The organism is Paraburkholderia aromaticivorans, from assembly GCF_012689525.1.
Taxonomy (GTDB): domain Bacteria; phylum Pseudomonadota; class Gammaproteobacteria; order Burkholderiales; family Burkholderiaceae; genus Paraburkholderia; species Paraburkholderia aromaticivorans_A.
In genome coordinates, this window is sequence record NZ_CP051514.1 from 733812 (window position 1) to 754062 (window position 20251).

The 20251-nt window shown below is 60.7% G+C and carries 19 protein-coding genes and 3 pseudogenes; 11 read left to right on the forward strand and 11 right to left on the reverse strand.

The genetic code is table 11. The features are described from left to right. Positions 1-37: 37 nt before the first annotated feature. A complete protein-coding gene (locus tag HF916_RS03400; protein ID WP_168787810.1) occupies positions 38-475 on the forward strand; it encodes a hypothetical protein in 438 nt (145 codons plus the stop codon). A 223-nt stretch (positions 476-698) separates the two neighbouring features. Here HF916_RS03400 and HF916_RS03405 read toward each other — a convergent pair. From HF916_RS03405 to HF916_RS03415, 3 genes and pseudogenes are all read right to left on the reverse strand, one after another. Beyond that, positions 699-1144, reverse strand: a pseudogene (locus tag HF916_RS03405) (universal stress protein). 166 nt (positions 1145-1310) lie between these two features. Then, positions 1311-1760 carry a Fis family transcriptional regulator gene (locus tag HF916_RS03410; RefSeq protein WP_168787811.1) on the reverse strand — a complete coding sequence of 150 codons (450 nt, stop codon included), beginning with the start codon at positions 1758-1760 and terminating at the stop codon, positions 1311-1313. A gap of 942 nt (positions 1761-2702) precedes the next feature. Continuing rightward, entirely contained in the window at positions 2703-3332 is a 630-nt protein-coding gene (locus tag HF916_RS03415; protein WP_168787812.1) for a hypothetical protein, read from the reverse strand. A gap of 110 nt (positions 3333-3442) precedes the next feature. On the opposite strand from HF916_RS03415, the gene HF916_RS03420 reads away from it, so the two are divergent. From HF916_RS03420 to HF916_RS03450, 7 genes are all read left to right on the forward strand, one after another. Continuing rightward, positions 3443-3787 carry a zinc ribbon domain-containing protein YjdM gene (locus tag HF916_RS03420; protein WP_168787813.1) on the forward strand — a complete coding sequence of 115 codons (345 nt, stop codon included), beginning with the start codon at positions 3443-3445 and terminating at the stop codon, positions 3785-3787. Positions 3788-3877: 90 nt separating this feature from the next. Further along, on the forward strand, positions 3878-4714 hold the full coding sequence (locus tag HF916_RS03425; RefSeq protein WP_168787814.1) for a spermidine synthase: 837 nt from the start codon (positions 3878-3880) through the stop codon (positions 4712-4714). 175 nt (positions 4715-4889) lie between these two features. Beyond that, positions 4890-5240: a hypothetical protein gene (locus HF916_RS03430; RefSeq protein ID WP_168787815.1), complete on the forward strand. Its 351-nt coding sequence runs from the start codon at positions 4890-4892 to the stop codon at positions 5238-5240. Continuing rightward, positions 5237-5449, forward strand: a complete 213-nt coding sequence (locus HF916_RS03435) for a twin transmembrane helix small protein (protein WP_137958864.1) — start codon at positions 5237-5239, stop codon at positions 5447-5449. Before HF916_RS03430 ends, HF916_RS03435 begins: the two co-directional genes overlap by 4 nt. A 436-nt stretch (positions 5450-5885) precedes the next feature. After that, positions 5886-6920, forward strand: coding sequence for an IS630 family transposase (locus tag HF916_RS03440; RefSeq protein WP_206001742.1), 1035 nt, complete (start codon positions 5886-5888; stop codon positions 6918-6920). A 798-nt stretch (positions 6921-7718) separates the two neighbouring features. Beyond that, positions 7719-7916, forward strand: coding sequence for a DUF2970 domain-containing protein (locus HF916_RS03445; RefSeq protein ID WP_168787816.1), 198 nt, complete (start codon positions 7719-7721; stop codon positions 7914-7916). Positions 7917-8746: 830 nt separating this feature from the next. Further along, on the forward strand, positions 8747-9058 hold the full coding sequence (locus HF916_RS03450; protein ID WP_168787817.1) for a high-potential iron-sulfur protein: 312 nt from the start codon (positions 8747-8749) through the stop codon (positions 9056-9058). A 1076-nt stretch (positions 9059-10134) separates the two neighbouring features. Here the strand turns inward: HF916_RS03450 and HF916_RS03460 are convergent. Then, positions 10135-10422, reverse strand: a complete 288-nt coding sequence (locus HF916_RS03460) for a hypothetical protein (protein ID WP_240975332.1) — start codon at positions 10420-10422, stop codon at positions 10135-10137. Between the two features lie 5 nt (positions 10423-10427). Further along, positions 10428-11483 (reverse strand): annotated as a pseudogene (locus HF916_RS03465) (DNA-binding protein). 16 nt (positions 11484-11499) lie between these two features. Between HF916_RS03465 and HF916_RS03470 the strand changes: the two are divergent. The 3 genes and pseudogenes from HF916_RS03470 to HF916_RS03480 form a co-directional block, all read left to right on the forward strand. Beyond that, positions 11500-11879: pseudogene (locus HF916_RS03470) on the forward strand (tyrosine-type recombinase/integrase); the annotation flags it as partial. A gap of 796 nt (positions 11880-12675) precedes the next feature. Beyond that, positions 12676-13008 (forward strand): DUF4148 domain-containing protein, encoded by a 333-nt coding sequence (locus tag HF916_RS03475; protein ID WP_168787819.1) that lies wholly within the window; start codon positions 12676-12678, stop codon positions 13006-13008. A 188-nt stretch (positions 13009-13196) separates the two neighbouring features. Then, positions 13197-13847 carry a response regulator transcription factor gene (locus tag HF916_RS03480; protein ID WP_168787820.1) on the forward strand — a complete coding sequence of 217 codons (651 nt, stop codon included), beginning with the start codon at positions 13197-13199 and terminating at the stop codon, positions 13845-13847. A gap of 69 nt (positions 13848-13916) precedes the next feature. On the opposite strand, the gene HF916_RS03485 is transcribed toward HF916_RS03480, so the two are convergent. The 6 genes from HF916_RS03485 to HF916_RS03510 all read right to left on the reverse strand — a co-directional run bounded on the left by HF916_RS03485 (position 13917) and on the right by HF916_RS03510 (position 20218). Beyond that, entirely contained in the window at positions 13917-15335 is a 1419-nt protein-coding gene (locus HF916_RS03485) for a purine-cytosine permease family protein (protein WP_168787821.1), read from the reverse strand. Between the two features lie 17 nt (positions 15336-15352). After that, complete coding sequence (locus HF916_RS03490) at positions 15353-16402, reverse strand: porin (protein WP_168788982.1); 1050 nt, start codon at positions 16400-16402, stop codon at positions 15353-15355. A 274-nt stretch (positions 16403-16676) separates the two neighbouring features. After that, entirely contained in the window at positions 16677-17180 is a 504-nt protein-coding gene (locus tag HF916_RS03495) for a nuclear transport factor 2 family protein (protein ID WP_168787822.1), read from the reverse strand. Between the two features lie 61 nt (positions 17181-17241). Continuing rightward, positions 17242-17595, reverse strand: a complete 354-nt coding sequence (locus tag HF916_RS03500) for a hypothetical protein (RefSeq protein ID WP_168787823.1) — start codon at positions 17593-17595, stop codon at positions 17242-17244. Positions 17596-17609: 14 nt separating this feature from the next. Beyond that, positions 17610-18812, reverse strand: a complete 1203-nt coding sequence (locus HF916_RS03505; protein WP_206001774.1) for an aromatic ring-hydroxylating oxygenase subunit alpha — start codon at positions 18810-18812, stop codon at positions 17610-17612. 56 nt (positions 18813-18868) lie between these two features. After that, entirely contained in the window at positions 18869-20218 is a 1350-nt protein-coding gene (locus tag HF916_RS03510) for an acetamidase/formamidase family protein (protein ID WP_168787825.1), read from the reverse strand. Between the last annotated feature and the right edge of the window lie 33 nt (positions 20219-20251).

Here is a 20251-nt window from a genome sequence, read left to right on the forward strand (position 1 = left end):
CAGTGTGCCACGCTGATGTTTTCAAGGACGACGCCCGATGAGTGAGCGATTGAGCAGGCTGAAGGCAATCGGCAGAGCATGGCCGCAGGTGCTGACGATAATCGTCTTCATGGTGGCGATAAGCCTGCGCTTTCCACCATGGTTTGTGACGCTCTCGGCCATCGTCAACGGCACCGCCGTGACATACCTCGCGCGATGCTTCGCGTCCCGGCGGTCGCGCACGGGTGGTGACCCGTTACTCGGCGCCATCGTGGTCGGCAGCGGACTAGCGTCGATTGCCCTGACTCTGAAGTGGTGGGCCGTGGAACAGCAGTTAAAGCTCGCGCCCGGTGTACTCCTGCATATGGCCGGCCATACAGAGGCGACATCGAATCCAGCGCTGGCATGGTCAAGCGTGCTGACCCAGTGGGGCTCCTGCTCGATCTTTCTGGTGATTGTCGCGGTGTGGGTGCTGGGCAGCGGACGTGCCGGATGAACACCGAACCCGCTCAGTACATCAACCGACGTTTTCCGCACACGCGCAAAAAACCTGAAGTCCACGGTCACCGTTGCCAACCTCGCGGCTGCACCGGCGATGGGAGAAGAGACACACACCGGGATGACCGCGGGCGAATCGCGGGCGACGATGTACGCCTGGGGCGGAGACGGCTTTGATTCAGTTGACCGCGTTCTGGACTCCACAACACGACCCGCACCGTCTATGTCGGCTCCCGGACGACGAGAATCGGGATCTGGCAGTGCGTCAGCACCTTCTGGTCTCACTGCCAAGCAACAAGGCGCGCATGCCGCCTCGACCGTGGGACGCCATGACGATAAGATCACAGTTTCGCTGTGCTGCCACACTGATAATCGCCTCGTATGGGTGAGCGCGGTTCCTTGTGAACGTATCGCACTCGACACCGGCCTGCGTGGCCGCCTTTGTGAGGACCATGAGGTAGTCATCCGCATGCTGTCGGGCAGACTGAATGAACTGGTCCTCAGTGTCTGCGATCACTTCGGCGCCGTATGCCAGGACATGGAATTCCGGGATGACATGAAGCCCCGTAACCTTGGCGCCACTTTCGCTCGCGAGCGTCACCGCCATCTGGATCGCTGCTTCGGAGAAGGCCGACCCGTCAGTCGGCACCAGCAGATGCTTGAACATACGTTGCTCCCATCGGCCGGGCCTGTTCGTCTTGACGTCCTGCCCGAAGCACGCAGCTTGAGCCAGGCGCTCCTGAATCAAGGCTATTTGCTTCAGTATAGTTAGATTTACGATGCGTGGAAGGTTGATTATTTCCGTGACAGTGCCGCGCGCCGACCCCACCTCTCTAACCGTTGCCCTCCGCTGCGGCAATGGCAGCTCCGTGTGCGATCAGGCGGCCCAGACGCTCGCTCGCCCGAAGAATTGCCTGAAGACGGGTTTCCCTAAGTTGCCTGTCATACTCGTTGATGACCGTAGAAATCAGCCCAATCACTTTGTCCGGGTAGCTCCAGTCGCCCACGGCTTCTCCACGATCAAAGATCGCGGCCACTTCCTGCTCCGCCTCACGCACGCTGTCGAGAGTGAGTAGTCCGTGCCCGTCCTCCGTGAGATAACGAGTCATCAGGATAACCATATAAAGCCGCCGCGTAACGGACGCGTCGCCGTGTCTGCCGCGCGCAGCCTCGAGTGCCATCCGGTGCTGAAGCATGAGTGCATCTACGTCGGCCCGTGGCATGGGAAGGAAGAGTGCTTTGCCCCTAGCGGCCAGAGCATTCCCGAAAATCTTGCGTGCCATCAATATTCTGCCCGTTTGTGCGTAGCTATTCGGAGGTGTAGCGGGCGTTGTCGGCAATCAGGACCACACGCGCTTGCACGGGCAATGTGGGCCACGACCCTTTCGCCCGCCCGTTTATTGATTGAAAGTGATTCCGGTGTCGAGACCTTTGCCTCTCCTCCGAAAGAAGTCCATCGCGCCTGCCCGCAGCCTCTCTCAGGTTCGTCCGCCCCTCGAAATCCGCAAACCGCTTTACCGGCGAGTTCACTGGCCTTTATTCAGAAGGCTGTCCCTTTCGCAAGATTCCTCGACAACGATCTAAAGCCCACCAGACTTACCGGGTCATTAACCCCCTGGCGGCCGCTTGCGCCATGCCGTTGCAATTGTGTCTTGCGTCAGCCGCAAAGATGAGGCGCGGTTTTTCATGAACGCCCTGCCTGCGAGGGTAATCGACAAGCTGGTTCGTCCCGTTGCGCCATAGCTAACGAATCCGGCGCTGATGAGTTCTCGGGTCAGCACCCATCCAAGGGCAGGCACCCCCTTTCGGCAACGTACTGGAGCGCCCACATGGCCGACGGGGAAGGTTGCGCGTGTCCGGTCTGTTTTCGTCGTTCACGACACCTTCACGGTGTTGCTATCTGCCGCAGGGCGACGGATGAGATGTTTCACGAGCAGCTCGAGAGGTTCAGCGTCGCCGGACTGCGCTGCCAGGCTTTGCTGATGCGTCCCGCCGCGTCCAGACGGTCTATGCGACCGTCGCCCATCTGGAGTGCGACGCGTCGGGCTAATGTTCTGAGAAGCGGAATGGAAGCATTGCCTTTCCAGGCAAACGCAAGCAGGTTGCTGGGGCTACTCTCCGCAAGAACGATGATGACAGATGATCCTTGGACCCGAGCACAAACGCGCCCGGAAGATCCGCGGCGACGGCACGCCCGCATACCGGGCCCCGTTTGGAAAGCTTTTTCAAGGCGGGCACTGTGAATCTGACCTCGTACTGCGGCGACAATCAATCTGTATTGCTGGATACCCGTCGGATTCCAGGGGGCTGGACAGGAATGTCTGCAGCAAATCGGCCCATGCGTTGTGCTGCAGATCGATGTTCGCTGAGGCGATCAGTCGCAGGCCGCGATCCATGTGCGCAAAGCTCAACGAGCGCGCAGGCTGCGGCCGCCGGAAAAAATGTCCATCCCCGTCGAGCAACAAAACGGGGCTGCCCTGCAAATGGCTACTTCCGACGGACAGTGGGTCCAGCACGTGTCGCGAGGATGCCTTCGGGTAGATCAGGACCAGATTGACACCTGCCTTCACCAATTGTTTTCCAATGCAGTTGAACCGATAGGCCATCTCGAAGCCACGTTCCCCGCCTTCGCCCACGCCAACGACGACGACGACAACGACAACGACAACGACAATTCCGCAGCTACCCATCTGCTCCCCCAGCGAAGTGGGTCGACGGGTCAGGTGATAGCAATACTCCGTCCAGATCAAACATGGTGATGTCCTCGTCGGGCCGGTTCCGGTCGTGCTCAGCGACGCCAGGTCAGGACGTAACTGACGTTTTCCTTGGAAAGTGTAATTATAGTCGCGTTGCATTATAATAGGATGTGTGTACAGAAACGTCGCTCCAAGTGGCCGGACGGGACGATGCGAGCGGCTCACGCATTGGTTTCTTGCACGCTTCGAATAACTTGAAGGGAGAATGTATGTCGGATGTACCGCCGTGTCCAAACTGTGCCCAGGAGAACACCTACCCTGACGGCACGCTAAATGTTTGTGCTGATTGTGGTCACGAATGGTCGCCCCACTCGATGCAGGCGTCGGACGACCTGCAGGAGATGAACGTTGTCAGGGACGCAAATGGGAATGCCCTGTCAGACGGAGATTCGGTGGTTCTGGTAAAGGATCTGCGCGTCAAAGGCTCCTCAATCACACTGAAGGTGGGCACCCGCGTCAAGAGCATCCGTCTGGTGGAAGGTGATCACGAAGTGGACTGCAGGATGGACGCGGGCAGTTTCATGCTTAAGGCGTGCTATCTGAGGAAGGTCTGATCAGGTGCGTATGACAGGCATCACGGCCGTCGCGCGAGCAAGTTATGCCTGGATATCAGATCGTTTCAGTTGCCAGGATGAATGCTTGGGATGAGTGATGATTGGGCATCTTATGATGCGTTTGTCGAGTTTTTATCGACCCCGCTCGACGATGGACGGCCGTTCGTGCTGGAAACGAAGCGTGGGATATCGTTGCATTTTGATCATTTTGCGATACAGAGCTCGATGTCGCGCAGCTCGCCAGACGAACTCGTTCTTGGCTACACGCGCACGATGATGGGGTTTCTACTTCTCCAACCCCAACCCGAACACATATGCATGATCGGCCTAGGTGGCGGATCGCTGGCGAAATACTGCTATCGCCACCTGCCCGAATCCACCATTACCGCAATCGAAATCAGCGCTGCGGTCATCGCCCTGCGGGACGTTTTCCGGATACCGGCGGATGATGGTCGTTTCAAGGTGATTTGCGCCGACGGAGCGGAGTACATGCGAGACGCCGCTGTAGCGACAGACGTGATCCTGCTTGACGCATTCGGCGCGCGCGGGATGTCTGACCAGTGCGCGAACTTCGAGTTCTTTGCCACGTGCCGCGAGAGATTGACGGACTCTGGCGTACTCGTTGTCAATTTCACTGGCGACGATCCAGGATTGCCGCTTCACGTGCAAAGACTTGAAGCGGTGTTTGGCATCTCGTATGCGCTTGTGTCGTGCAATGGGGGGGCGAACTATGTCGGCTTCGCCTGGAAGGACACGCATCATTTGCCGTCGAGGCAAGCGTTGCTGGCGCATGCGCGGTCCATGAGTTGGGTAAGCGATCTCCGTTTATCCGCAACGGCCAGACGCCTGAAAGACGGCGAGTGTCTAGGCTGGAGGCGTCTGGCTCGGCCTTCACATGGGGACGTGTGCTGGAGAATCGACGCCTGAGATTTGGGTAAGTCCTCCCGCCTGTGCGGCTACACCTCGGCAACGATGTAGAAACGATTGAAAGTGGAAAGCGCTTCCTGCGTAGAGGGAATCCGCGAGACTCGGGACTTGAATGCGTGGAGTAGCGAGTCCCTATCACCCAGCTTCAGTTAGTCATCGCGAATAGTGAGATTTTATGAGTCCGGCCAAGTTCGTAATTCGTTATACCGCAGTGCCACTGATTGCGATCGCAGGTGTTGTCATCTGGACCTCCGTACCTGCGTCGAAGGAAATCGATGCTCGACAATACGCAGCACTTTCGAGCGCATATACAGATTTTCCGCCACAATTTCGACGTGAGATTGCCAGTGCAATGAAGCATGACCAGATTGATGATTGGGATTATCAGGCACTCGCACGCCAATCGCTGAAAGACGGTATCGCGTTGGACTGGCCGGCGATCGGCGCAAGTGATGTGGTAGCGGAGCGACGCAAGCTGGCTGCCCTGGTTCATTCAGATCCTTACCAGTCAGGAAGTCAGAAATGAAGGATGTTCTCGTAGCAATCGCATTCGCGCTGATCATCGGCAGCCTGATTTCTGCGCTTTATTTCATGAACCACGACCGCGGACGCACCGGACGGATGGCTTGGTCGCTTGCAGTGCGGGTGGGGCTGTCCATCACCCTGTTTCTCAGTTTATGGGTCGCACATTGGCTGGGTTACATCGACCCGACCGGAATTCCGATTGGTCGGTGAGCCGACGGAAATGTATGCCATTGAGACAAAATAGTCGTCTCGATGGCGTCACTACATATCCCGTCTATAACGCACAGCGACGTTGCTTACCGCTGCGCATGACCGGCGCCAGACGCTGGCGAACGCTCTTGCCTCCGGGGCTCCGGTCAGATTGCGCTCACAACCGTCCGATCTGGGCCCGGCTTGAGACGGATGGCAGTCGAGTCCCGTGCGGAGTTTCCGCATCGGCATGACCTAGAGAAAGCAGTCGCCGGTAGGTGGTTCCGCACAGCCTGTACACGGCGAGCATCGACAGGACGGCGGAACAGCCCTGTACAGGGACAATGCCTCCAAGCAAATACATTCACAGAACATGATAATGATATTATCATGCAACTACCCTGCGTGCAGAGTTACTGACGAGTGCACCAAATACGGCGTGATGCGTTGTAGGGTTATGAAGACGAAAACGGATGCCCGAAAACTGGACCAGGCGACGCAGGCGCACCTGAGGAAGATGGTGGTGCAGGCCGTGCACAATGGGATGTCGCAAACCGATGCGGCGCGGACATACAGCGTGAGCCTGCGAGCGATAAGCCGGTGGATGAAGCAGTTGCGTGAAGGCGGATTGAGGGCGCTGCGTGCCGGCAAGCGTGGCCGCCGACCAGGAAGCGGCCATCTGACGCATACGCAGGCGGTGCGAATGCGCAAGCTGATTATTGAGCGGATGCCGGACCAGCTGGCGCTGCCGTTCTACCTGTGGACCCGTGAATCGGTCGCACAGCTGATCGAGCTGGAGTACGGCATCAAGGTATCGAAGTGGACGGCGGGGCGATACTTGAAGGCGTGGGGCATGAGCGCGCAGAAGCCGGTGCGACGGGCGTACGAAAGAAAGGATGCAGAGATTGAGCGCTGGTTGAACGAGGACTATCCGCAGATCGCGAAAGAGGCGAAGCAGGAAGGCGCAACGATTTACTGGGGCGACGAAATGGGGTTGCGCAGCGACCACGTCAGCGGCACCAGTTTCGCCTTGAAGGGCGAAACACCGGTGGTGCGGGCGACTGGAAAGCGTTTCAGTTGCAACATGATTTCGGCGATCACGAACCGCGGCGAACTGAGCTTCATGGTCTTCGAGGGCACGTTCACGAATGCGACGTTCATCGAGTTCATGAAGCGCATGATCAAACAGGCAACGCGCAAGATCTACCTGATCGTCGATGGTCATCCGGTCCACCGGTCCGTTGCCGCCAGAAAGTTCGCCGCCGAAAACGCGGATCGCCTCCGTCTGATCCGGTTGCCAGGCTACTGTCCCGAGTTGAACCCGGACGAGTTGTTGAATCAGGACGTGAAAACCAACGCGCTGGGCAAGAGCCGTCCGGCCAACAAACAGGAAATGATCCGGCATATCCGCAGCCACCTGCATCGTCGACAAAAGGAACCTCACGTGATTCGCAACCTGTTCAAAGAAAAACATGTCCGCTACGCCGCTTGATCAGTTGCGCACTATTTGATGCACCTGTCAGTAGGTTGCGCAGCCCGTCAGCATCCCTGCGCGATCTGTTTTTCGCAAGGCAGCAGGAAAATTGGGGTGTTCAGTTGAATCCAACGGTACACGAAGTCAACTATGGGTGATTGCGGCTTCAATCTGGTGCACCTTTCGCGGTTGCCCCGCGAGCGACGCCGGTACACTGCGATCATGTCCTCGCGGTATCGCCGCACGACCTTCGCGCTGGTCGAGGTCAAAGGGAGTTTCAGTGATCAGCATGCAGCAGGCTCGAACCCGCTGCGGATCGTCACGAGACTTCTGTGACTGGACCGATTCAGTTCGTTCGTGCCCCTCGACGCTCGCTCAGCCTTCGCGATCCAACTCTTGCGCTAACCCCGATGTCCCATCCAGAGCAATTGGTAACGACGAGCGTTGTGAGAACGCAGGTGCCCGAGGCAGTTCCGCGCCGTGTTGCGACGCTATCGGCTCAGTCCGCCGGCGAAAATGAAAGTGGCAGCGCGAGCCTGAACATGATGATCAAGCTTGCAACAGCGCGGGGGTTTGTGATGCCTGGGGAAATCACAATTGCCGGCCGGAGCATCTTGCGCAAGCTCACGTTATTGAGAACATGATCAGTGCCTTCAGCGACATGGACATCGCCGTATTTTGATGCAAGCACCGTGCGCCGAGTGCATGGTGATCCACGGCCAAACGCTTGTGGATGCGTCCGCCGAAGAGGCCGAGCAAGAAGAATGGCGACGATCTCGCTAGCTCATTTTGTGATTTCTGAGGGAGGGTCAAGGGATGACTGAAAGTGCCAAAGCCCAGGTTTTGCGTGCGTTCCGCGCGGTCTTCTGGGCATTTCTCGGTGTCAACAAACGAAAAAATCTTGAAGCGGACGCAACGCAACTGAATCCTGTGGTCGTTGTTATTGCTGCAATCGCCGCATTGGGCGCATTTATTGCCTTGCTGCTTCTCATTGTGAATCTGGTGGTCGGTTGACGCTCAACGAGATCAATCTCTCTACGCAGTGCGGGCAACGGTTCAGTGCACTCGATGTGCAAAATCCACACGAAATGGGTAAGCGACGGCAGCAACGTCCCCCAACGCTTCCTGCTGCGTACCTGTTGCCCCTCCGTGACGACGGCATGCCGACAACCACGGGAGTCTCGGTGCTGTGCTCCCGCATCGTTCGCGATCCGTAACGTCCATGCCGGCGTGTCCGCTCGTCACGTTGACGTCCGACTGGGATTCGTGAAGCCTTCTGCGGATCTGAATATGCGATTGAATTTCATATTCTGCATCTACTACGTGCTTGCGCTATAACTAACTTAGCCTCTGATCCATTCGACTTCAATGGATGGCATTACCGAATATGACGATCGCTAACGAGGTGATTCCCGGGCTTCGGGTTGGATTCTCAATGCAGTAGTCGTCGACGAGGGCTACTAGTCTGCCTGCGAACGCGCGAAACTCGACGCCAGCTCCGCTGGCGACAACTCTCGCGGCATTACGCTGCGATGCGTTCAAGGAACGTCTCGATCGGCTGGACGGCTACGATCCCGCCTCAACTAGTGGAGGTCTCTGCTCGTTTGGCCGGCCGCAACCCCCGGCAAGCAAAGATGAAGAAGTGACCTGAGGATGGCGCGTGACGCTCGGAGCGTGAACTTTCGGCATACAGATGGCCCCAACACTTTATCGAGCAGCAGCATTCTGGCAAAAATGCATTCGACGAAGAATTACATAAAACAAGTGTCCGCGCGACAGGTCGCGGAATGTCCGGCTGACGCGTTGCACCGCAGCCGACTCAACTCACGAAAAGGAGTCCCCAGATGCAAGCCTCCCGCCGTCATTTCATGATTATTGCCGCGTCGCTCGCTTCGACCGCTCTGCTCTCAAACGAGTCATGGGCGGATGCCCTCGTGCTCTCCGAGAGTGATCCGACCGCTCAGGCGCTCGGTTATAAAATGGATGCGTCTCAGGTAGACAAGACCAAATATCCAAAGTACCAGACTGGTCAGGTTTGTGCAAATTGTCAGCTCTACCAGGGTAAGCCCGGCAGCGCCAATGGTCCGTGCCCGATCTATGGCGGCAAGCTGGTCAATGCAAAGGGATGGTGCAGCGCCTACGTGAAAAAGACGTAAGGTGGTTTCATTCTTAATCCAAAGCTGGCTGCCCGCGTGCCGCTCACATGAAGGCAGCGAATGATTCTGTTTAGGGAGTCCTCACACTTTGGCATTACTCGACGACCGGGCGTCCTGATTGCGCCGATGCGCGCAGCTTCTTCATGTCGCCGGGCATGCAAGGATTTCTCCAGGATGCCGACGGTGGCTGGGATCCTAACCCGTCGCAATTGCGATTCGCGGTTCGCCTGCGATCCGGTCGATCCGCAAGTCGTTTAAGGCAGGGTCTTCTTCCGTCGCCCGGTCTGAGACTATTGGAACAAAGTTGCGGACATCTGTCGCGGCGCACCTCCACGTTCTTGCACGCAACGACTAATCTTCTAATGGACCACCGTTTGGGAGACATCGATGCAGTTCGAATATAAGGCGTTTCACATCGATTGCCGGGCACGTCGCGCCAGCGATGGGCACTACGTCGCGAGGGCCAGAATCACTCGTGGGCCTAGGAACGACGAAGATCGTGTCGAAACGCACGATTCTGGCGACATCGATTCCTTTGTCGACGAGGCCGATGCAATCTCATGCGCGAAGGCATGGGCTACAGAATGATGCGATGAAAACTGGGAGTGAGCCGCGCACGGCGCTTGCATGCAGATAACATTGGAGACCGACATGGCTGAGGGACAAGAGCAGTTTGGCGAGTACAACGGCTTACTATTCGTGTCCTCGCCGTTCCTGAGTACTCGCCTCACCCGCCGAATATCCCATTCGGTTAGACCGGCAACGTCGCGCGCCCCGGGGCCGACGTTCGTTACGCGTCGTCGCGGCGGGTGAGCTTTGCCCATTCGATCGCCGATTTGCTGACTGCAGAAGCTGCGGAACAGGCCGGTTTCGCTGAGGGACGATCAATCATAGATGGCGTACATCCTGACGGACTCAATACGGAAGGTCTGTAATTGAAGGCTGAGCGATCGCTTAGGGTTATAACGGGGCTCCCTGACAAGGGGCTTGTGCGTATTCAATCACGCCGGTTTAACCGCACACTGGCGTCCGTCCGCCCCTGAGTTCTCTGATCAGATGAGTCGTTCGGCGTTGACCTATCCGCTGCTGACTGACGCAAGACATCCGGCGTACGACGATTTTAGGCGTAGACGGTGATCGTGAAGAGCATTCAGGCTAATCCATTTCACCGTGCTGCGGAAGGCGCGGCCATCATCGTTGACCGACTCGATGATCACCCGCTGGCCGCGCGCTTCGGCGATCACACGCACGATCCGCTCGCCATAGCACATCAGCGCGCCGATCGGCGGGCAGGTGGGCGCCTTGCGCCCGGCTAGCCCGGCCCGCCCGGACCGCATTTTCCGCACGCAAGGTTTTTGTTCCATCGCGCCTACCCCCGCTTCTTCGGGCGCGCGGCGGTCTTGCCGGATGGCACGGAAGCTGGCGGGACCTTGCGTGCAGGGCCCGGTGTTCGTGCCGGACGGGCCGCGGACTGGCGGGCAGGCGCGGTCTTCGCGCGGGCTGCAGGGGCAATGCTGTCCGCCTCGCGTCGTGCCGCCAGCTCCTCCTGCAGCGTCTCATTCGTCCCCTGCGCGGCATCGAGCCGCCCCTGCAGCACGCCCGTCTGATGGCGCGCGTCGCCGAGCTGGGTCTGCATCGCCTCGACCGCACGGCGATGCTCAGCCTCCCGCCGGTCGGCCCGCTTGGCCGTCTCGTCCAGTTCCTTCTGCAGCTTCGCGGCGGCGCCGCGCTCGCGGTCGATCTCGAGCAGCGCACGCTTCTCCGACGCCCGGAGCCGCTCCTCCGCGCGCTCAGCCGCCTCCCGCTGCTTCGCCAGGTCCCGCGAAAACCCTTCCGTCACCTCCTGGAGCTCGCGATCGCGCGCAGTGAGCGCCGCGCTAATCCGCGCCAGTTCTCCCTCGAGCGCCTATCGCTGCGCGTGACCTTCGGCCTGCGCCCTGTCCAGCTCCCGGACCTCGACCTGCGCGACCAGCAGCGCGGCGGTGCGCTGTTCGAGTGCAGTCTCGACACGACCCAGTTCGTCGCGGGCGGCGATCACTGACTGCTGCAATTCGGACCGCTGCGCCTCGACCTCGGTGCGCAGCGCGTCGAGCGCCGTTCCGGCCGACGCGGTGGCGCGCGTCCAGAGGGTCGCGACCAGTTCGCCGGCGGCCGCACAGAGATCGGCGGGCAGGTCCGGGTGCTCGATGCGTACCCGGCTCTTCTCGCGCAGTTCCGTCCAGAACTCACCGAGCACCGCGGTCGGCGTGCCCATGCTGCCGCGCTTCACAAGCTGGTGGATCCGGTTTGCGGTCGGCGTGATGCCATGGCGGAAGAACAGCAGCGCGCAGACCTCGCGGTACAGCTCCCGGGTTTTCGGGAATTCGACCTTCAGCCGGTCGATTTCGGCGGCAATGCGGGTTTCGTCAGGGAGGACGTCGGACATGGCAGCAATGTCAGAGCGGCGCGGGCGCGGCCTGCCCGCCCTGCCCTCGCGGCATGAGGATACGCCGCTCGTGCCCCCCTTGGGCAAATCCATGAAGCCGCTGACGCGCGCCGCGCTGCACACGATCGTCAAGGGCATCTTTGCAGGCGCGGCCGGCCGGCTCCGGCTGCGCGGCGACGGCTTCGCGGAACAGGCCGATCTGCTCGACACGGCCTCCGCCCACTGCCGACGCCACACCGCGGGATCGCACGTGGCGACGGCGGCACCGATCTGCGTACGGTGCGCGACGACCTGCACCACGCGTCGCTGACGAGCACGAACCCCTACCTGCATACACCCGACGACCGGCGTCAGCGGGAGACAGAAGAAACCGCCCCCCACCACCTTTACCCGTAACCACTGTTGCCTTCCGTTCTTAGCGTCACATCATTTACAAATGGCAGTTACAGCAGCAGAAATAGAAGACCAGCTCAATGGAAAATCCGCGGTAAAAGGTCGTGAGACGAACACGATGACGAAGAGCACAGCGACACAAGCTAACAGCTGAGAGAAGCTCACACGTGCGGCTTTCTTCCGCGAAACTTTCTTGAAGTCACTATATATCAACCACCGCTGCATTGCGATTTCACGAAGGTAGCAGTTGAACGGGTCTTTGTCGTCGAACTGAGGCACTATGCCGGGAGCGGCCGAATGGCAAGTCAGTACATCGAATACATCCGTATCTAGGAAACCAGCATGTTCACGAATGCGTAGCGCGACGGGTTCTCCGAGTCGCTTACTCGATGCCAATCAGACTCCCACAGTTCATTGCCGACTGATCGACAGCGAGCGTGCAACCTCGCCGATCATCTTCAGTCACCGCATCAGCGACAATTCGAAAAACATCGACCTTGTCAGTCAATTGCTTTGAGAAGTGTATCCGTGATCCAGGGCGTCTTGCATGGCCCCGGCGGACCGCACCTTCAATCGACTGAACCGCACTGCTCGCCCGGATTCCGGTGCAACTGATCAGCAGCGCTGAGAATTTACGCGGCAATCGGGTTGCGAGCTCGTACCACGCACGATTGAGGCAGTAAGCAAAAACCTGTACTCGCTAAGCAGTCTACCCAATTCCCCGGCCCCAAGACCATCATTAACCTGACTCAGCGGCATCCCGCCTCGCCTTGTCCAACCAACCCCGAGAGTCACAACAATGAGAATCCGATTCAGCAAGTTCGTGCAGTCAACCGTCGCGGCCGCGCTCGTAAGCGCATGCATGCCTTCCGCTTTCGCTCAGCCGTCCGCGAGCAATGCCGTCGTCGCGCAGGACGCCGCGAGCGCCGCCAACGTATCGAAGCGCAAGGCGCGCGAGGAAGCGAAAGCCCAGCGAAAAGCTGCCCGCAAGGCGGCGCGCGCGAAAAATTCAGCGGAAATCAAACGGCTCGAGGATGCGGGCTACACGCCGGGCGGTGACTTCTCAAACTATCCGCAGAACGCGCAGAATGCGCAAAAGAAAGCCGCCGAGCACTCCGGCGCGAGCAAGTAATCCACGTGAAGCAGGCGGCGCTCGCGCCGCCATCGGCTTGCTTGGTGAGGATCTTCCCGCCTGTTTGCACGTTTATTGAACCGCTACAATTTCATGGGCGGCTTTGCCGCGCCGCGCAAAGCCGGTCATCGAGGCGTAGTTCAAATCCGTCTGCCCCACAGACGGATCGTGCAGGAAAAGGAAATTCCATGGAGAGACACTTATCGAGCCCCGTCTCGCCCCAGTGCGAGCCTACGGTCTATATCGTGGACGACGACGAGGCGGTGCGCGTTTCCTTGCGCTGGCTGTTCGAATCGGTCGGGTACAAGGTGGAAACATTCTCGAACGGGCGCGAATTTCTCGCGGGCGCCGACCCGCGCAAGCCCGGCTGTCTGCTGCTCGACATCCGCATGCCGCTGATGGGCGGATTCGAGTTGCAGGACAGCCTGCGCGCGGCGGGCTTCCGGCTGCCGATCATCTTCCTGAGCGCGCATGGCGATATTCCCATGACGGTGCGGGCGATGAAGAGCGGCGCTTACGACTTCCTCGAAAAGCCGTACAACGACCAGGACCTGATCGACAAGGTCGCGGACGCGCTCAAGGTCGGACTGCGCGAACACCATCGCGCCCAGGCGAACAAGACGACACAGGACCTGCTCAAGCAACTGTCCGCGCGCGAGCGCGAAGTGTTCAATCTGCTAATCGTAGGCAAGGCGTCGAAGGTCATCGCCGCCGAGCTGAACATCAGCTACAAGACTGTCGAAGTGCATCGCGCCCACATCCGCGAGAAGCTCGGCGCGACGTCCCTCGCCGAGCTCGTGCGCCTCGGCTTGCGCGAATCCGGGCGCGACGCGGACTGAAAACGTCTCGCGGCCCGGCGTCCTCGACGAGAACGCGGCGGACCGCGAGAGCGCGCACTGGAAGACCAATCAGATCTGCGCGGGCTTCACGCGCCGCAGCATGCCCAGCCGCAGCACCGGATAGACGACGAACGACGTCACCAGCGAGGTGAAGAACTCGATTGGCACGATCTGGTTCAGTACGTAGTGCGCCAGCGCGAATCCCACCACCACGGTCGCGACACCCGCCCAGTTGATTTCCTCGTCTTCTGGCGCGGCCGCACCCAGCTTCGGCTTGACGAAGAAATAATCGGCGATGATGATGCCCGCGAAGCAGGTGGTCAGCACGCCGAGCACCGTGATGAAGGAATTGAACCAGCTCAGGATGGAGCCGACGAGCATCAGGCAGGCCAGCACGTTCGCGAGCACGACGAACGTGAAGCGGCCGGGCCGCCAGCCGAACAGCACGTCGGCGAGGTTGGTCAGCGAGAGCGAGGCGCTATACGTGTTGAGCACCTGTGCCTTCGATTGCGCGAACACCATCAGCAGCGTGCCGAGCACCCCGCCGAACACGATGAACGCCACGGCGACGCTGTCCGGGCTTTGCATCGCCAACGTGCGCGCCGCGGCCTCGGTCATGCCGCCCACCTTCATGTAATGCGCGACGAGCTGGTCCATCCCCGCGTACATGACGATGCCGCCCACCGCGACCATGACGATGTCCATGAAGACGTTGCCGATGACGGCCGCAATGGCAATATCGCGCGATGACTTCGCATATCGGCCGAGATCCGCGTCGATCAGCGCCAGTGCGCCCGCCGATCCGATCAGCACGTTCACGCAGAAGATGAACTTGCCGCCGTTTGTGTCAGCGCCAAGCGCATGGAGCGAGTCCGCCGGCAACTGCGCGCCAAACTGCATGACGGCACCCCAGCTTTGCCCAGACGTGGCGATCACGTCGAACATCATGTAGACGAGCACCGCGAGGAACGCGATCAACGCGAGCGAAGAGACGCGCGCGACCAGCTTGAAGCCGAACGCCGTGAGCAGAATCCACGCGACCGACAAGCCGCCGTAGACGGCGACGCGCATGCCCAGCGTATCGGGCTCGCCAAGGTAGAACAAAAAGCCCTTGTAAAGCAGGGCGTTTTCGAGCGCGATGAAGCCGGTGATCATGAAGCCGAACACGAGCGCAAGCAACGCCGAACCCCGCGTGCCCAGTCCGTGACGGCGCGAGAGCACGGTGCTTGCGAGGCCGGTGCGAAACGCGATGTGACCGGCGCCCCAGCCGAGCAACGCGCCGACGATCGCGACGAACACGCCCGCGAGCAGGCCGATGCGAATGCCGGCGACGAAGGTGATGAGCGCGCCCACGAACAACTGGATCAGCGTGGTCACGATGCCCGCCGTGCTCCATGACAACTGGAGCCAGCTTTGGCGCTCGCTTTCAGGAACGGCTTCGAGCGCGTGGTCGTCGGTGCGCGCCGAGATATGGGTTTCGCTATGCATGATGTGCTCCTGTTGACTCAGAAGAGATGGCGCATGCCGACGCGCACGGCGGCCTGGTTGGATCCGGACGCAGCACCCGGCAAGCCGGCAATCCATGCCTGGGCGTTGTCGTTGCCGCTCGCGCGCTGGTAGACCACGCTCGTATAGACGCCGGTACGCTTCGAGAGCCAGTAATCGAGCGTCAAGCCGAACTGATGAGCCTTGTTGTTGCCCAACTGCTCGTTGCCCTTCATATACTGGTAATCGCCGTGCAGCGTCGTCGCCGCGTTGAAGCTGTAGTCGGCGCCGACCTGATACACGTCGATGTGCGCGCCGTTGAAGGTGTTATGCGTATTGGTATAGAGCGCGTCGAGCTGGAACTTGCCGAACGTGTAGCGCCCGCCGAAGCCCCAGTTGCGAATGCCGTCGTGGCCGTTATTGATCGACGGGTCCTTGGCGTCCGTGTACGCGGCGTTCAGGCTCAGTGGGCCGGTCGTGTAGTTGAGGCCCGCGCTGAGCGTGCTATTCGTGCCGAACGATCCGGCCACGCCACCGAAACCGTACATCACGCCGCCGCTCAGGCCGTGATAGTCGGGACTGACGTACTTCGCCGAATTGGGCGTTCGAAACGCACCTGCGATGCGGTTGAAGTCGAGACCGGCCGCCGGCGTGCCGATTCCCTGGAACGGACCTTGTTGCAGGTTGTACAGACTGACGTAGCCGAGCGATTGACCGAGGCGATTGCCCGAAAGCGACTCGAACATGAACTCGTACTGATTGCCGAATGTGAGCGTGCCCCACGGGCTCGAAAGGCCGACATAAGTTTGCCGCCCGAACGTGCCGCCGCCAATGGACGCGCCGTTTTCGAGCCCGAACTGGCCTTCGAGCTTGAAGATCGCCTTGAGCCCGCCGCCGAGATCCTCCGAACCCTGCAGACCGAACAGATTGGGAACATGGATGCCGGTGGCGAGCACGGTGTTGTGCCCGCCTGCCTGATTGGTGATGAACGTCACGCCTGCATCCATCAACCCATACAACGTGACGTTGCTCTGCGCCGCCGCGACGAGCGGCGAGCCCAATGCCGCCATCAATATCCACTTCGTTTGCTTCACTCTAAGTCTCCTGTATTGTCGATGTTGCGATCGATGCCCATTCAGGTCCGTGCCGGAATCTGGCGAGGGATCCAACCGCCTCAACGTTATGTACGCAAAAATCGCGAAGAAATTCGGCCGCGCATGTATCCGGCTAGATGGAATTACTTAGCAGTCTGATGAAACCCATGAGCGATGCGTCGTACAGGCCAAAAATCGGGCGAAAAAAACCGCTGCAATGCAGCGGCCCGAATGAATCGATGGTGTCACGTCACGCTGTGCGCCCTGTTCTCCCGCGCGGAAACCAGGCCGCGTCGTGACGATGAATCAGCCGCATGTCGAGCAAGACGCTAGCGAAGTACCACCGCCCCTCCTCCAGCACCACGCGCGTGTCATATTCGCCGCCCATCCAGTGCGCGGCGGGGGGCGCGGCGCCATCGTGCGGCTCGCGAACCTGCGCGAGCTCCCATAGGTGCCATCGGGCGCGCCCTTGCAACAGGTCCGCGTCGATCTCCACCACCGGCGCAGTCATGTAATGCAGGCTCCAGACGATCTGCTCCTCGCCAATACGCGCAAGCTCCCGCGCCACCTCGTCGCGTCCCTCGTAGCGCCCGAAGCCCCTCGCCTCCCAGATGGCGTCGCGACTGAAGAGCGGCGCCATGAGCGCGGGATCGTTCTGGCGGTCGGCACCCTGCGCATAACGGCCGATCAACTGGTTGACCTCCTCTATCGCTTCGAGCCGGGCAATGCGCCGTGCAAGGGTCGATGCGGCCATCGGCGTGTCTCCTTGTAATGGGGCGTGCGGCGCCCGCGTGGGACGCCGCCGCTACGTCGCGCTATCGGTGCGCTCCGGATTGCAGTTCGCCGTGCTCGGCCACGAAGCGCGCTTCGTCAAAGCTGTGCGGCACCTTGGGATCGCCACCGTACAGCTCGATATGCGGCGCGACCTCGGCAAGCGACAGCGCGAGCGACATCAGCCGCGCCGCATCGGGCGGCACGTCGCCCAGCGGGAACTTGTCGAGATACGCGAGGATCGCGGGCAGGCGCGGCAGCATGTTGTCGTAGAGGTAGCGCAACTCGCCGCGCGTCGAGGCGATGCGGCGGCGCTGCCGCTCATTCTGTGTGGGCAGCGCCCAGGCCGTGACGAGCGGCTCGAGCATGTCGAATTCCTGGGGAAGTGATTGTTCCATTGCGTTCGTCTCCTTCATTGTTCCATGTATTGCTCGAGCACCTTGTAGCCGTGTCGAAGGAGAATCTCCTCGTCCTGCAGATACATGACGCTCTTGGCGCCCGATTCGAGCGCGGCGTGCGTGTCCTCCATCGTCGCCGTATCTTCGAGCCACGCGTTGCGCTGGAGCACCTGTGCGAACTCGACGGCCCATCGCTCGCTGTTCGTCTTCGGCGGCTTCACGTAGTACTTGCCTTCCCAGAGCGTCTTGTTGTGGGCGATCGGCCAGAACTGGTGCGTGAACCAAATGCCTTCCGAAATATGGATCAGGATGTTCGGGAAGACGGCGCTCAACTCGAACGAGAAGTCGCCCCGACGCTCCGGGTTCACGCCGGGCGGCAGCATCGACGAGCCGCGCTGCGCCACGAGCGACGCGCCCGAGATGCCGTTGGCGACGCCGGCCACCGGCGTCGGCGTGGCGTTGAGCGTGAGGCAGATGCCCGTCGTGCGATGTTCGCCGAACAACGCGACGTCGGTGAGCCCGCTCGAAAACACGTTGGGGAACGAGCCCGCATGAATGGTCGAGACGTGATACGCCTCGGAGAAAGCATCAAGCGCGATCTTCCAGTTGCAGTCCAGCAGGGTGTTGTAGCTGAAGCAGCGGCTCATCTCCTGGAACGGGAAGCCCGTAAGGTGACGCCCGAGGCCGCCCATGTACTCATCGAGCGAGCGGTCCGGCTGGGCAGCCAGATTAATGAAGATGAAGCCTTCCCAGACGTCGGTATGAACGGGAGACAGGCCACCCGACGACTTCTCGAAGCACGGCGGAAAGCGCTCTTCCTCCGGCACCTGGACGAGCTTGCCTTGACCGTCGTAGACCCAGCCGTGAAAGCGGCACGTGACCACGGCGGCCTTGTTGCGGCCGAACGTTTCGTCGCCGTGCTCGACAATGACTTTGTTGCCGCGATGCGAGCAGGTGTTGTGAAAGCCGCGAATGCGCCCGTCCTTGCCGTGCATCAGGATCACCGAGGTCTTCGCGAAGTGGATCTTCTTGACCTTGTAATCGCCGACTTTGGGAATCTCTTCAACACGGCCAACCTTCAGCCACGTATTCGAGAAGACGCGCGCTTTTTCGCGCTCGAAGAATTCGGGCGACACGCAGGGTTCCACGGGAATCGGCTCGGTGCCGAGGTCCGGGTACTTGCTCGCCCATCTCAGATTGTTGCGCGCTGCATCCATCATTGCTCCTCTGTCTGTATAAGTTCACCGCTGAATTCGTGGGCCACGGCGCCGGCTCAACGCGTGGCGTCAGGTTCATGCGCCTCGCCGTCGAGCCCGTACTGCGCGCGCGCGAGATGCGCGATGCCGAGCCCTTCGAGGATCGCCATCGGACACAGAAACGTCACGCGCACGACGCCGGGCAGACGGCTGATCTCGATCGAGCCGGCGATCGTCGCGCGGTTGAGGATCTCGTCATAGGCAAGACCCGTTACGTCCGCCGCGCGTTGCAGGCCGTTTTTCGTCGCGTCGTTCAGCGTCGTTCCCGAGCCGATGAAAGTGATCGGCGCGTTCTCCTCGATCTCGCCCTGTCCATAACGCTGCGCGAGCCGCCGCACGTGCGCGCGTTGCGTCGCGTTCATCGGACGCGCCATCGGCGGCAGATCGTCGGGGCGTTGCAGCAGGATCGGGCCGTCGAGCGACAGCCCCTTGATCACCTCCACCTGCAACTCGACTTCGCCAGCCACGTCGGTGGCGTGACCCGCGATTTCGCCGTTGCCTTGCTGCGCATGCATGTCGCCCATATAAACGCCCGCGCCCGGCACCTTGACGGGACAGATGACGATGGCGCCGTCCCGCACGCTGTTGGTGTCCATGTGGCCGTCGGTCTTGCTCGCGTCGAGCGTCGCCTTCGAGAGACCGAACGCATGCGGCGCATCGACGAGGAACGCGCCGAAGTCGCCCGCGTTATGCGAGTCGGGCATGTCGACCGAAGGCAGGGTGCCGATGTTGCCGAGGAACGGCTGCATGTGGGCCGCGAGGCCGCTCAGGTCGGCGCGCGCGAGCGACAGGATCGAATGCTGCTCGGACAGTTCGGGCAGGCGCGCCATCTTGGCAGGCATGCCGGCGATGCGCTGGGCGGCGTCCTTGTCGACGGTGAGCGAGACACGGTTCTCGTGATCGAGCACGATCACATAGCCGTGGCTGAAGCGAAACGCGTTGACCTCCGCGCCGCAGACGCTGCAGTGGATCGCTTCGTCGCCGGTCCCTTCGACGTGGCTCGGCGGACTCTCCGTGCCGCACGCGGAGCAACGCTTGGCCACGAACGGATCGCCGACATAGCGGCCTTCGACGAACTCCATCACGCCCGACGAAGTCGCAAGCGAGGTCACGTCACAGCGCAGGATCTTGAGCGTGACCGCATCGCCAACTTCGGCGCCCTCGACTGCAACTGGCTGCGTGACCTCGTGGCCGCCGCGAAAGACCGGCGTGATCATCGGGCCCCAGCAGCCGGGCGACGTGCCGGTGACGATGCGTCCGCCGTTCCTGAGCGGCCCGAGCATCGCGAGTGTCGGGCCGATCACGCCTCGGGTATAGGCGCCGACCTCGACGACGTCCTGGGGCGACGTCGGCAACGGATGCGTCATGAAAGTGTCCTCGCTTGAGTGGGGCACGAACCG